Here is a 12226-nt window from a genome sequence, read left to right as displayed (position 1 = left end):
CTCACTCATGCCATCGCCAAGGGAAAATCTGCTCTGCCGATATCGCTACGACCCGCTGGATCGGCTGGTCGCCAATGCGCTGCCAGACGAGCCAGAGCGCCAGCGTTTTTACTGCAAAAGCCGTCTGGCGACTGAGATACACGGGGCAACCGCCTGTTCCATCATCCAGTACGAAGACCAGTTATTGGCACAGCAGCATAGTGAACGCGATGCGCGTGAAACGTCGTTGCTGGCAACCGATAACCAGCGATCAGTGCTGCAATCTCAGAAAGCCAACCAACCGGGACAGCCTTTTGTGTATTCCCCATATGGCCATCGCCCAATCGCCAACGGGTTGCTCAGCCTGCTCGGCTACAATGGCGAACGGTCGGATCCGGTGACGGGATGGTATTTATTGGGGAATGGGTATCGACCGTTTATTCCAGTGTTGATGTGCTTCACCAGTCCGGATAGCGTAAGTCCGTTTGGAAAGGGAGGATTAAACGCCTACACCTATTGCTTAGGGAATCCAATAAAATTCTCCGACCCAAGCGGTCACAGTATTGCAAGTATAGCCGCAGCGAAAATTCTGAATAACGCATTAAAGCGTAGTCGCAACACCATCCCGAGAGTAGCCTCAGGAATAAAAAAAAGAAAAATGCCCCCTGCTGCCAAAGCCGGCCCAGAGAATTTTTTTTACCGAATCGTTGAAGAACAGAATTTTCTCAGCCTTTCTTTCAACGACATCGTAACTACGACTTACATGGACTCTACGGGATTTACAAGAACCACAATCAACTCCCCATCACTGAAACAGTTAAGCTTTAGCGCTTCAAAAGGAAGCGAACTGCAGAAGCTGGCAAATTCATCACGAAGCTCAGCCGAGCTGGTCAGCGCAACAGATAAATCGATTGGGGACATCAACCTTAACAATCTCTTAAACAACGTTCGCCATCGGAACTCTAGCCACAACAACCTCGACAGAGCGCAATTTCACAATCAAAACGAAGCCTACGCCTCTGCGCTCAATGGAAATGAACTTGGAATTCTTCCTAACAGAGCAATGAATCAAATCATACGATATGGAAACGATGTTGACGGCCCAAATACCGCGCTTAAAGATCGTTTCCTCCACCTTTTTTAAATAGTTGAAAGCAATTAGGCCTAAATTACTCATTAATATAAAGACGATTCCGCTTAAGCATCCGGCCTTGAATTCGGCGGAATCGGCAAATCTTCCTTCAACGGATTAGGCCGCTTGCCTTCCACAGGGTGCTCCAGCCGACTACCCGCAGGCTGTGAATGATGGCCCGGTCCAGGGGGCGGTGGGCGATGCGCAGCAGGTCGTCGATGTCGGCGGACAACACCATCAGTGGCACGGACATGACGATGAAGAACTTGGTGGAAAACATGCGTTTGAGGCCGGCGCCGTGGTTCATGCGACTGAACTTGGGGGCCCTGGTGCCGGCGGAGAGCAGCCAGCCACCGTGGGAGATCGGGCCGATCAGCGCGGCCAGCAGCTGAAAATGTACGAGCGAGGCTTGCCCGCGAAGAGGCGGAACTGCCCACCTATCAGTTCTGCTAGTACCCACTGCATGCGACAAGACCGATACTGAGTGCTAGCACTTCGGAGCACTCACCCATGCCATCATCAAGCGAAAGCCTGCACTGCCAGTACCGCTATGACCCGCTCGATCGACTGATCGCCGATGCGCCGACAAACGAGCCAGAGCGCCAGCATTTCTATTGCAAAACCCGCTTGGCAACCGAGATAAACGGAGCAATCAGCTACTCGATCATCCAACACGAAGACCAATTACTGGCGCAACTACGCGACGGCGATGCACTCGAAGCGGCACTGCTGGCTACCGATCAGCAACGGTCTGTACTGCAAGCGCTCCAAGTCAATCAAACATCCCGGGGCCTTGCCTATTCGCCCTACGGACATCGCTCCTCGGACAGCGGACTACTGAGCCCGCTTGGCTTCAACGGCGAGCGGCCGGATCCGGTGACGGGATGGTATTTGTTGGGGAATGGGTATCGACCGTTTGACCCGTTGTTAATGAGGTTCACCTGCACCGATAACTTAAGCCCCTTCGGTAAAGGAGGTTTAAATGCGTATGCCTATTGCGGTGGAGAACCAATAAATCGTACAGACAGCACAGGGCATAATTGGTTTACCAGCTTTTTAAACAAAGTTGCCGCCTCGGCTCCGGCAAAAACAGGAAGCTTCGACACAAGCAAAGTGATTGATAGTTTAAAGAAACAAATCAACGCCCTTCCCTCAGAAATTAGCAACCTCGACAGTGCAGAACTTGCAGATCGCGTGTTTAGTGCAGCCTTCGAACATAAAATGACAAAATTCAAAGAGCTCAGATCGCAGGTCGCTCTACTAAACACTCAGCCAGAGTCAATTGAAAATCTCATATCAGCTAAGAACTTGCTCATAAAAGCACATAAGAAAATCAATGAGGCCGATAGCATTGAGCGCCATCACTCCCGCTACCAAATAGCCAATCTGTTTGAATATGTAGACCTTACTTCATTAGCCAAGGCACCCGCCTCACAGGGGAGCAATCCTCCCCCAAGCCCAAAAAACCTTGTATTTGACGCTGCAAGACTGCGCAAGGATTAACCATAAAATACTGACGACTAATCCCGTCTTAAATCCGGCGGAATCGGCAAATCATCCTTCAACGGATCCGGCCGCTTGCCCTTCCCTGCCTTGTACTGCCGAATCTGATACACATACGCCAATACCTGCGCCACGGCCAGATACAAGCCACCCGGAATCTCCTGTTCCAACTCGGTCGAGTAATAGATCGACCGCGCCAGCGCCGGTGACTCCAGCAGCAACACTTCGTTAGCAACGGCAATTTCTCGCATCTTCAACGCCAGAAAATCGCTGCCCTTGGCGATCAGCATCGGCGCGCCGCTCTTGTCGGCGTCGTATTTGAGCGCCACGGCGTAGTGGGTCGGGTTGGTGATGACCACGTCGGCTTCGGGGATGGCCGCCATCATCCGGCGTTGGGACATTTCCCGCTGCAGTTGGCGGATGCGTTGCTTGACCTCCGGCCGGCCTTCCTGGTCTTTGTGCTCGTCGCGGATTTCCTGCTTGGTCATTTTCAGTTTCTTGATGCTTTCCCACAGCTGGATCGGTACGTCGACGGCGGCGATGATGATCAGGCCGCAGGCCATCCACAGGGTGCTCCAGCCGACCACTTGCAGGCTGTGGGTGATGGCCCGGTCCAGGGGTTCGTGGGCGATGCGCAGCAGGTCGTCGATGTCGGCTGACAACACCATCAGCGCCACGAACAGGATGATGAAGAACTTGGCCAGGGCCTTGAGCAGTTCGGCGATGGACTTGGTGGAGAACATGCGCTTGAGGCCGGCGCCGGGATTCATGCGGCTGAACTTGGGGGCCATGGTGCCGGCGGAGAACAGCCAGCCACCCAGGGAGATCGGGCCGATCAGGGCGGCCAGCAACAGGGTGATCATCACCGGTTGAATGGCCAGCAAGGCAATCTGCCCCGAATGCAGCAGGAAGGTGCCCATGGAGCGCTGGTCCAGCACCACGTCCCTGGACAGGGAAAAATTCAGGCGCATCAGGTCCATCATCTCCTGGGCCAGGGCGCCGCCGAATATCAGCAGGGCACTGGCGCCGGCGAGCATGATCGCCAGGGTGTTGAGTTCCTTTGAACGGGCGATCTCGCCCTTCTCTCGGGCGTCCTTTTTCTTTTTGTCCGTGGGGTCTTCTGTCTTGTCCTGACCGCTTTCGCTCTCTGCCATGTCTCAGCGCGCCTGTGCCAGTTCGCGTAAAAACTGCAAGGCCTCGCTGGCCAGCGGTTGATACTGATTGAGAATGTCCGCCAGCCCGACCCACATGATGAACATCCCCAGCACCAGGGTCAGCGGGAAGCCGATGGAGAAAATGTTCAGTTGCGGCGCCGCCCGGGTCATCACGCCGAAGGCGATGTTGACCACCAGCAGCGCGGTGATCGCCGGCAGCACCAGCAGCAGCGCCGCGCCCAGCACCCAACCGAGCTTGCCGGCCAGTTCCCAGTAATGGGTGACCGTCAGGCCACTGCCCACCGGCAGCGTGGTGAAGCTTTCGGTGAGTATTTCGAACACCACCAGGTGGCCGTTCATCGACAGGAACAGCAGGGTCACCAGCATGGTGAAAAACTGACCGATAACAGCCACCGACACGCCGTTGGTGGGGTCGACCATCGAGGCGAACCCCATGCCCATCTGGATGGAGAGGATTTGCCCGGCGATGACGAAGGCCTGGAAAAACAACTGCAGGAAAAATCCCAGTACCGCGCCTATGAGGATCTGCTCGGCAATCAGCAGCAGACCACTCAAGTCCAGTGCATTGACCGGCGGCATGGGCGGCAGGCCCGGGGCGATGACCACGGTAATGGCCAGGGTGAAGTACAGACGCACACGCTTGGGCACCAGGGAGGTGCCGAACACCGGCATGACCATCAGCAAGGCGCCGACCCGGAACAGCGGCAACATGAAAGTCGCCACCCAGGTGCTGATCTGGGTATCGGTCAGTTGCAGCAGCGAAGACATGGCTTAGCCAATGACCTGCGGAATGCTGCCGTACAGCTGCAGGATGTACTCCATGAAGGTCTGCACCAGCCACGGGCCGGCCACGATCAGTGTCACCAGCATGACCAGCAGGCGCGGCAGGAAGCTCAGGGTCTGTTCGTTGATCTGGGTGGCGGCCTGGAACATCGCCACCACCAGGCCCACCAGCAGGCTGGGGATCACCAGCACCGCGACCATCAGCGTGGTCAGCCACAGGGCATCGCGGAATATGTCGACGGCAACTTCTGGGGTCATGGCGATACACCACCGAAACTGCTGGCCAGGGTACCGATGATCAGCGCCCAGCCATCGACCAGCACGAACAGCATGATTTTGAACGGCAGGGAAATGATCAGCGGCGACAGCATCATCATGCCCATCGCCATGAGAATACTTGCCACCACCAGGTCAATGATCAAAAACGGAATGAAGATCATGAAGCCGATCTGGAAGGCGGTTTTCAACTCAGAGGTGACGAACGCCGGCACCAGAATCGTCAGCGGCGCTTGGTCCGGCGTGGCGATGTCGGTGCGCTTGGACAGGCGCATGAACAGCTCCAGATCACTGGTGCGGGTCTGGGCGAGCATGAAGTCCTTGATCGGGACCTGAGCCTTGGCCACGGCGTCCTGGGCGGTCATCTTTTCCGCCAGGTAGGGCTGCAAGGCATCCTGGTTCACCCGGTCGAACACCGGCGCCATGATGAACAGGGTCAAAAACAGCGCCATGCCGGTGAGGATCTGGTTCGACGGCGTCTGTTGCAGGCCCAGGGCCTGACGCAGGATCGAGAAGACAATGATGATCCGGGTGAAGCTGGTCATCAGCATGACGAACGCCGGGATGAAACTCAGCGCGGTCATGATCAGCAGGATTTGCAGGCTGACCGAGTACTCCTGAGCGCCCTGGGCGTTGGTGCCCAGGGTAATCGCCGGGATCGACAACGGATCGGCGGCAAACGCCAGCGGCGCAGCCAGCATCAGGGCCAGGGTCAAGATGATGCGTAACGCACCCATTACTTCTTATCCTTCTGATCCTTGCCCAACAGCTCCATCAGGCGCTGGGCAAACTCGGGGGTCGCGGTTGGCGTGGCGGCCGGCACTTGCACCGGCTCCTTGAGTACATGCAACGCGGTGATGGTGCCCGGGCTCAGACCGAGCAGGATCTGCTCGTTGCCCACCTGCACCAGCATCAAGCGATCACGGGGGCCCAGCGCGCGGGAGCCGATCAGCTCGATCACCTGGCCTTTGCCCGCCGGCCCTGCCTGCTGAACCCGGCGCAACAGCCAGGCGAGCAGGAAGATCAGCCCGACGACCAAAAGCAGGCCGAACACCAGTTGCGTCAATTGCCCGGCCACCCCGCCACTGGCCACTGGCGCAGCAGCGGTGGCGGCTGTGGTAACCGGCTCGGCCGCCATCACGCTCAACGGCAGCGCCATTACCCACCCCAGGAACCTTTTCACTCAGCGCAGCTTCTTGATGCGTTCGCTTGGGCTGATCACGTCGGTCAGGCGGATGCCGAACTTCTCGTTGACCACTACCACTTCGCCGTGGGCGATGAGCGTGCCGTTGACCAGCACGTCCAGCGGCTCACCGGCCAGGCGATCAAGCTCGATCACCGAACCCTGGTTCAGCTGCAGCAGGTTACGGATGTTGATGTCGGTGCTGCCCACTTCCATGGAGATCGATACCGGGATGTCGAGGATCACGTCCAGGTTCGGACCTTCCAGGCTCACCGGGTCGTTGCTTCTCGGCACGCTGCCGAATTCTTCCATCGGCAGACGGTTATTGGAGGAAGAGGACGCATCGGCCGCCAACAGCGCGTCGATGTCGGCCTGACCGGCATCACCGGTTTCTTCCAGGGCTGCTGCCCACTCGTCTGCCAGCGCCTGGTCGTCCTGGGTATTCATATCGTCAGCCATCAATTTGTCCTCGGAAGGCCACCTTTGAACGGGAGGCCGTCAGTTAAAAACGAATAGGGGGTGCGCCGGTCAACGGCGCTCGATCGGCTCGATCACCTGCAACGCCAGGTTGCCTTTGTGCGAGCCCATCTTGACCTTGAAGGCCGGCACGCCGTTGGCGCGCATGATCATGTCTTCCGGCATTTCCACCGGGATGATGTCCCCCGGCTGCATGTGCAGGATGTCGCGCAGTTTCAACTGGCGACGGGCAACGGTGGCACCGATCGGCACGTCGACATCCAGCACGTCCTGACGCAGGGCATTGACCCAGCGCTCGTCCTGGTCGTCGAGGTCGGACTGGAAGCCGGCGTCGAGCATTTCGCGCACCGGCTCGATCATCGAGTACGGCATGGTCACGTGCAGGTCGCCGCCACCGCCATCGAGTTCGATGTGGAAGGTCGACACCACGATCGCTTCGCTCGGGCCGACGATGTTGGCCATGGCCGGGTTCACTTCCGAGTTGATGTACTCGAAGTTCACTTCCATGATCGCCTGCCACGCTTCCTTCAAATCGACGAAGGCCTGCTCCAGCACCATGCGCACCACCCGCAGTTCGGTCGGGGTGAATTCACGCCCTTCGATCTTCGCGTGACGGCCGTCGCCGCCAAAGAAGTTGTCCACCAGCTTGAACACCAGTTTGGCGTCGAGAATGAACAGCGCGGTGCCGCGCAATGGCTTGATCTTGACCAGGTTGAGGCTGGTCGGCACGTACAGCGAGTGCACGTATTCGCCAAACTTCATCACCTGCACGCCGCCGACCGCCACGTCCGCGGAGCGGCGCAGCATGTTGAACATGCTGATGCGCGTATAGCGGGCGAAACGTTCGTTGATCATCTCCAGGGTCGGCATGCGTCCGCGGACGATGCGATCCTGGCTGGTCAGGTCGTAGCTTTTGACGGTGCCGGGTTCGGCAGCGATATCGGTCTGTACCAGACCATCGTCCACGCCATGCAACAGCGCGTCGATTTCATCCTGGGACAGCAGGTCCTGCACGGCCATGTCGTGTTCCTACTGCAGTACGAAATTAGTGAAGAGCAACTGTTCGACAACCACTTTGCCGAGTTCTTTCTGCGCCACTTCCTGGACGCTGGCCGTGGCTTTCTGGCGCAGCATTTCCTGGCCGACCGGCGAGGCGAGCGTGGCGAAATCCTGCCCGGAGAACAGCATGACCAGGTTGTTGCGGATCACCGGCATGTGGACCTTGAGCGCGTCCAGATCGGCCTGGTTGCGCGCGAGCATGCTGATGCTCACTTGCATGTAGCGCTGACGGCCGTTCTGGTTGTAGTTGGCGACGAATGCCGGCGCCATGGATTCGAAAATCGCCGGCTGCTTGCCGACCGGGGCCACGTCGGCCACTGCCGCAGGCTTGCTCTGGGCGCTGTGCATGAAGTACCAGGTCGCTCCCACGGACAAACCGATCGCCAGCAGCACAGCCGCTACGATCAGGATAATCAGCTTGAGTTTGCCTTTGGTTGCGGGGTCTTTTACTGCTGCGTCGCTCTTCGCCATGCCAATAATCCGTCACTAATCGGGTTTTCACAGTCGCACGGATAGGCAAGAGCAAGTGTTATGCCAGAAAGGTCGGACCGAGATGGATGGCCGAAAGCAGACCAAGAACGCAGCAGGCCCCTTGTGGGAGGGGACTTGCTCGCGAAGTCGGAGTATCAGTCGCCTTCCATGGTGTCTGAGACGACGCCTTCGCGAGCAAGCCCGCTCCCCCAGGGATGTGTTGCGATGAATCAGGCGTAGTAGTCGACGGCGCTGGAACCAATCACGCTGGTCACGGGAGCGGCGACTTCAACCACGCTCGGCGCGATGTCGTCATCCATGGCATCGAGGCGACCGCCGCTGGCACGGGTACCGCCACTCTGGCTTTGGTGAGCCTGTTGCTGGCCCTGCTGCGGATTACGGGACTGGTCGGACACGTTGACGTCGACCTGGCCCATGCCCTGCTGCGCGAACATGTCGCGCAAGCGGTGCATCTGGCCGTCCAGCGCCTCTCGCACGCTCGGGTGGGCACTCATGAAGGTCACCTGGGTCTGCTGGTCCGGCACCATGTTCACGCGGATGTCCAGACGCCCCAGTTCCGCCGGCTGCAGCTGAATGTCCGCCGCCTTGAGGTTGGCGCTGGACAGGTACATCACCCGGTTCACCACTTCCTCGGTCCAGCCGTTCTGGTGCATGGCGATCGGCTGGTTCACCGGCAGCGCGTTAGCGGTTTTCGGCGTGGCCGCTTGCGTCAGCGCCGCCAGACGATTGGCGAAATCGTCGACCCGGGTATCGCTGCTGGCCGATGTCAGGTCTTTGAGGCCGTCATCGATCAGGCCGCTGAAGGCTTTGTCGCCGCCCTGGCTGGTGCTGTCCTTGCTGGTCTGCACATCGAGCATGGTGGCCATGCCGGCGGCAAAATTCTGCGCCGCGGTCTGCTCGCCATCGGCCTGCGCCTGGGCAGGCGTTGGTGCAGCCTTAGGCTGCGCCTGGCTGGACGCTGACACGTGACCACTCTGCTCCATGGCCAGGCGCAGGGCCGGCAGTGCGTCGAGCGGATCGGCTTCGGGATCGAAATCGGGGTCTGCAACTGCCGCCGGCGGTGCTGCCGTGACAACAGCGGCAACCTGGGTTTGAGTTGGCGCTGGCTGCGCATCGACCACCGGCGGGGTGACGGCGGCGGGTTCTGACACCGTGGGTTGCACCGCCTGCAGCAAGGCAGGGTCGAGCGTCGGGTCGACCGGCGCGGCATCGACGACAGGCGTCTGTGCTGCGTCATCGGCGTCATCGCTGGCGCTTTCGTCATCGGCTGTCACAGGTTTGGCGGCGGGCAAGGATTTGCCGCTATCGGCAACCACAGGCTCCTCGGCGGCAGCCTTGTCGTTGCCCACATCCTGCTTGCCGGCGCTGTCCGTGGCTTTGTCTCGTACCGGTTTGGCCGAATCCTCGGTGGATGTCGCAGGCTTGTTCTGCGCCTGCCTGGCGTACACCTGAGCGAAGCTGGAAGCCTTGTCCCCGGGCTCTGCGGCCAGCGCCGTGGTATTGGCGCTGGCGCTTTGAGTCTTGGCCGGCGCGTTGGCCTGGAGAAGAAGATTGGGGGTAACGGGCATTTAACGGTCTCCGCTGTACTGGGATCGTAGGTACAGTTCAGGGAGTTGTGTGCAAAGGCCGCGCCAATTCTTATGGAAATAGGTCAATAGGGCCGAACGGTCGCGATCGCAGAACCGGCGCGCGTGCGCTCATCTTCATAGAGTGGTCGGATCAAAGCGAATTCGCGGGTGATATCAGCGATCAGGAGTTCGATCCCCGAGAGGTTGCGCTCCTTGGAACGCTGCTCCAGGTCATGGCACAACGCGGCCAGGCGAATCGCCCCCATATTGCTGCTGCTGCCCTTGAAGCTGTGCGCCGCTTCAAGCAATTGCGTGGCATCGCCAGCCACGGTCAATTGCCGCAACCGTTGTTCGGAATCGGCGAGGAAGGTATCGATCAGCGTCGAAAACTCATCCTCCATGACGTCCCGCAACGCGCTCAGCACGTCCGGATCCAGATGTATGTCAGCCACTTGTTCACTCCTTGATCAAGAATGCGCGGATTATGCCAGAGCCTCCCAGAAAAACTCCACGCGGGCACTTCGACCATCGTCGGTCCAATGGGCGTTACGCCCCAATTGTCGGATCAGACTGACACCACGTCCCGACAAACGGACAGGGTCGACCGGGCGCGCCATCACCCTTTCCACATCAAATCCCTTGCCACTGTCTTCGACGCGAATCACCAGGCAACCACCCTCGCCCTCCGGCGTGACCTGCAGGTGCACGCGCACATAGCCGTCCTCCAGCGCTTCCAGGCGCGCATTGCGCTGCTGGTAATAACGGGCAAAACCGGCGACGTCACGCTTGAGGCTTGAATCGAGCCCCAGGACGCCATGTTCCAGGGCATTGGAATACAACTCGGCCAGCACGCTGTACAGCGCCCCGCTCTGGGTCCGCAGGCCGTGAACCTCCAGCAACAGTTGCAGCAGGTAGGGCAGCGGATTGAAGCGTTTGAGGGTGGCGGCGCGAAATTCGAAACTCACCGACCAGTCCAGGGGGCAGGACTGGCCACTGTCGGAATAGATCGGCGCCGGCGGACTCAGCAGGTTCGGGTCCAGCAGGCTGATTTCCACCATGCTGACATCGTCACGGGCCTCTCCGCGAAAATCCCGCAGTGCCTGCTCGATGTCCTCGAACAACGCATCAGGCTGACGATTGGCGGCAAACACCTGCTGCAGGCGCTCTACGCCAAAGAGCTGATCGTTGACATCGCAAGTGTCGATCACCCCGTCCGACAACAGGAACACCCGATCACCGAGCGCCATCGGAAACACTTCGGTGCGATCGTCGAATGTTTGCGGGGTCAATACGCCGAGGGGCAAATGCCGCGCCTTGAGCGGCGTGCGCTCACCACTGGCAATACTGTGCAGATAACCGTCGGGCATGCCGCCGTTCCAGACTTCCACTGACTGGCGTTGAAAACTCAGGGACAGCAGCGTGGCGCAACAGAACATATCCACCGGCAGGATGCGCTTGAGCTTGGCGTTCATCTCGCGCAGGGTTTCGGCCAGGCCATAGCCCTTGGCGGTCATGCCGTAGAACACCTCGGCCAACGGCATCGCGCCGACCGCGGCCGGCAAGCCATGCCCGGTGAAGTCGCCGAGCAGCACGTGCATGTCGCCGGCCGGGGTGAAGGCCGCCAGCAGCAGATCGCCGTTGAACAGCGCGTAGGGCGATTGCAGGTAGCGGATGTTGGGGGCGTTCAGGCAGCCGGAGTGGGCCACCTTGTCGAACACAGCCTTGGCCACCCGCTGTTCGTTGAGCAGGTAGTCGTGATGGCGGGCAATCTGATCGCGCTGCTGCAGCACGGTTTCCTGCAGCCGTCGAAGACGGTCCATCGCCTTGATCTTGGCGGCAAGGATCACCTGGTTATAGGGTTTCGCCAGAAAATCGTCGCCACCCACTTCCAGGCAACGGGCCAGGGCTTCGCTTTCGGACAAGGAGGTAAGAAAGATGATCGGCACCAGGGTTTCGCCGGCCAACGCCTTGATCTGCCGGGCCGCTTCGAAGCCGTCCATCACCGGCATCATCGCGTCCATCAGCACCAGTTGCGGGCGCTCCTGGCGAAACGCTTCGACCGCCTCGGCACCGTTGGCCGCCGTCAGTACTTGATGGCCCTGGCGGCGGACGATGCTCGACAACAGCAGGCGATCGGCCGCGCTGTCTTCGGCGATCAGGATCGTCAGCGGTTCGAGTGCAGCCTGCACGGCGATCAACTGATGTCGAACAGTTTGTCGAAATTGGAGATCGCGAGGATTTTTCTCACGTCGGAGCTGCTGTTGACGACGCGAATGTCGGAATCGTCGCCGCCGGCGTGGTCACGCAACAGCAGCAACATGCCCAGTGCGGAGCTGTCGAGGTAGGTCGCCTCTTTCAGGTCGATCACCACTTCGGCCAGATCCCTGGACTCGTAGGATTCACGAAATTCCTGATGCTTGGCGAAATCGAAACGCCCTTTGACGGAGATCGTCAGTTTTTGACCATCTGGAGAGACTTGCGAAACGACGGACATTTTATGGCTTCCTTGTCATGGGTGAACCTTCTTGTACAAGGTTTAGCATTTGGTAGAGGTTGGGGCAAGGCAGCCTATCGGGGTGTCGGCGCAAAACCTGTGGGA

General features: G+C 59.2%; 14 protein-coding genes and 1 pseudogene. 2 read left to right on the top strand and 13 right to left on the bottom strand.

The window, feature by feature from the left end; genetic code table 11:
* Positions 1 to 7: 7 nt before the first annotated feature.
* On the top strand, positions 8 to 1123 hold the full coding sequence (locus B0W55_RS09730; RefSeq protein ID WP_083743170.1) for an RHS repeat-associated core domain-containing protein: 1116 nt from the start codon (positions 8 to 10) through the stop codon (positions 1121 to 1123).
* A gap of 103 nt (positions 1124 to 1226) precedes the next feature.
* On the opposite strand, the pseudogene B0W55_RS09725 reads toward B0W55_RS09730, so the two are convergent.
* Positions 1227 to 1555: pseudogene (locus B0W55_RS09725) on the bottom strand (EscU/YscU/HrcU family type III secretion system export apparatus switch protein); the annotation flags it as partial.
* 66 nt (positions 1556 to 1621) lie between these two features.
* On the opposite strand from B0W55_RS09725, the gene B0W55_RS09720 reads away from it, so the two are divergent.
* Entirely contained in the window at positions 1622 to 2614 is a 993-nt protein-coding gene (locus B0W55_RS09720) for an RHS repeat-associated core domain-containing protein (RefSeq protein WP_077045787.1), read from the top strand.
* A gap of 17 nt (positions 2615 to 2631) precedes the next feature.
* Here the strand turns inward: B0W55_RS09720 and flhB are convergent, their stop codons facing one another.
* The 12 genes from flhB to B0W55_RS09660 form a co-directional block, all read right to left on the bottom strand.
* A complete protein-coding gene (gene flhB / locus B0W55_RS09715; protein WP_077045786.1) occupies positions 2632 to 3768 on the bottom strand; it encodes a flagellar biosynthesis protein FlhB in 1137 nt (378 codons plus the stop codon).
* Positions 3769 to 3771: 3 nt separating this feature from the next.
* Positions 3772 to 4557 carry a flagellar biosynthetic protein FliR gene (fliR, locus tag B0W55_RS09710; RefSeq protein WP_077045785.1) on the bottom strand — a complete coding sequence of 262 codons (786 nt, stop codon included), beginning with the start codon at positions 4555 to 4557 and terminating at the stop codon, positions 3772 to 3774.
* A gap of 3 nt (positions 4558 to 4560) precedes the next feature.
* Positions 4561 to 4830, bottom strand: coding sequence for a flagellar biosynthesis protein FliQ (fliQ, locus tag B0W55_RS09705; RefSeq protein WP_077045784.1), 270 nt, complete (start codon positions 4828 to 4830; stop codon positions 4561 to 4563).
* Positions 4827 to 5585 (bottom strand): flagellar type III secretion system pore protein FliP, encoded by a 759-nt coding sequence (gene fliP, locus B0W55_RS09700; RefSeq protein ID WP_077045783.1) that lies wholly within the window; start codon positions 5583 to 5585, stop codon positions 4827 to 4829. Before fliP ends, fliQ begins: the two co-directional genes overlap by 4 nt.
* Positions 5585 to 6007: a flagellar biosynthetic protein FliO gene (gene fliO, locus B0W55_RS09695; RefSeq protein WP_139340886.1), complete on the bottom strand. Its 423-nt coding sequence runs from the start codon at positions 6005 to 6007 to the stop codon at positions 5585 to 5587. The genes fliP and fliO overlap by 1 nt, the downstream gene beginning before the upstream one ends.
* 24 nt (positions 6008 to 6031) lie before the next feature.
* Complete coding sequence (gene fliN / locus B0W55_RS09690) at positions 6032 to 6490, bottom strand: flagellar motor switch protein FliN (protein WP_077045781.1); 459 nt, start codon at positions 6488 to 6490, stop codon at positions 6032 to 6034.
* 69 nt (positions 6491 to 6559) lie between these two features.
* On the bottom strand, positions 6560 to 7528 hold the full coding sequence (fliM, locus tag B0W55_RS09685) for a flagellar motor switch protein FliM (RefSeq protein WP_034146283.1): 969 nt from the start codon (positions 7526 to 7528) through the stop codon (positions 6560 to 6562).
* A 9-nt stretch (positions 7529 to 7537) separates the two neighbouring features.
* The gene (gene fliL, locus B0W55_RS09680) at positions 7538 to 8038 is read right to left on the bottom strand and encodes a flagellar basal body-associated protein FliL (RefSeq protein ID WP_077045780.1); all 501 of its coding nucleotides are present in this window, start codon (positions 8036 to 8038) and stop codon (positions 7538 to 7540) included.
* Positions 8039 to 8268: 230 nt separating this feature from the next.
* Positions 8269 to 9627: a flagellar hook-length control protein FliK gene (locus B0W55_RS09675; RefSeq protein WP_077045779.1), complete on the bottom strand. Its 1359-nt coding sequence runs from the start codon at positions 9625 to 9627 to the stop codon at positions 8269 to 8271.
* Between the two features lie 83 nt (positions 9628 to 9710).
* On the bottom strand, positions 9711 to 10079 hold the full coding sequence (locus B0W55_RS09670) for an Hpt domain-containing protein (RefSeq protein ID WP_077045778.1): 369 nt from the start codon (positions 10077 to 10079) through the stop codon (positions 9711 to 9713).
* A gap of 30 nt (positions 10080 to 10109) precedes the next feature.
* Positions 10110 to 11816: a fused response regulator/phosphatase gene (locus tag B0W55_RS09665; RefSeq protein ID WP_077045813.1), complete on the bottom strand. Its 1707-nt coding sequence runs from the start codon at positions 11814 to 11816 to the stop codon at positions 10110 to 10112.
* 5 nt (positions 11817 to 11821) lie between these two features.
* Positions 11822 to 12121: an STAS domain-containing protein gene (locus B0W55_RS09660; RefSeq protein ID WP_077045777.1), complete on the bottom strand. Its 300-nt coding sequence runs from the start codon at positions 12119 to 12121 to the stop codon at positions 11822 to 11824.
* Positions 12122 to 12226 lie beyond the last annotated feature (105 nt).

The organism is Pseudomonas sp. KK4 (assembly GCF_001984065.1).
In the GTDB taxonomy this organism is placed as follows: domain Bacteria; phylum Pseudomonadota; class Gammaproteobacteria; order Pseudomonadales; family Pseudomonadaceae; genus Aquipseudomonas.
The sequence above is the reverse complement of the archived record's forward strand: the minus strand, read 5'-3'. Positions and strand labels throughout refer to the sequence as shown.

Bases quoted from the DNA above. Each gene is read 5' to 3' on its own strand.
- B0W55_RS09730 (WP_083743170.1), top strand. From the start codon at position 8: ATGCCATCGCCAAGGGAAAATCTGCTCTGCCGATATCGCTACGACCCG.
- B0W55_RS09720 (WP_077045787.1), top strand. From the start codon at position 1,622: ATGCCATCATCAAGCGAAAGCCTGCACTGCCAGTACCGCTATGACCCG.
- flhB (WP_077045786.1), bottom strand. From the start codon at position 3,768: ATGGCAGAGAGCGAAAGCGGTCAGGACAAGACAGAAGACCCCACGGAC.
- fliR (WP_077045785.1), bottom strand. From the start codon at position 4,557: ATGTCTTCGCTGCTGCAACTGACCGATACCCAGATCAGCACCTGGGTG.
- fliQ (WP_077045784.1), bottom strand. From the start codon at position 4,830: ATGACCCCAGAAGTTGCCGTCGACATATTCCGCGATGCCCTGTGGCTG.
- fliP (WP_077045783.1), bottom strand. From the start codon at position 5,585: ATGGGTGCGTTACGCATCATCTTGACCCTGGCCCTGATGCTGGCTGCG.
- fliO (WP_139340886.1), bottom strand. From the start codon at position 6,007: ATGGCGCTGCCGTTGAGCGTGATGGCGGCCGAGCCGGTTACCACAGCC.
- fliN (WP_077045781.1), bottom strand. From the start codon at position 6,490: ATGGCTGACGATATGAATACCCAGGACGACCAGGCGCTGGCAGACGAG.
- fliM (WP_034146283.1), bottom strand. From the start codon at position 7,528: ATGGCCGTGCAGGACCTGCTGTCCCAGGATGAAATCGACGCGCTGTTG.
- fliL (WP_077045780.1), bottom strand. From the start codon at position 8,038: ATGGCGAAGAGCGACGCAGCAGTAAAAGACCCCGCAACCAAAGGCAAA.
- B0W55_RS09675 (WP_077045779.1), bottom strand. From the start codon at position 9,627: ATGCCCGTTACCCCCAATCTTCTTCTCCAGGCCAACGCGCCGGCCAAG.
- B0W55_RS09660 (WP_077045777.1), bottom strand. From the start codon at position 12,121: ATGTCCGTCGTTTCGCAAGTCTCTCCAGATGGTCAAAAACTGACGATC.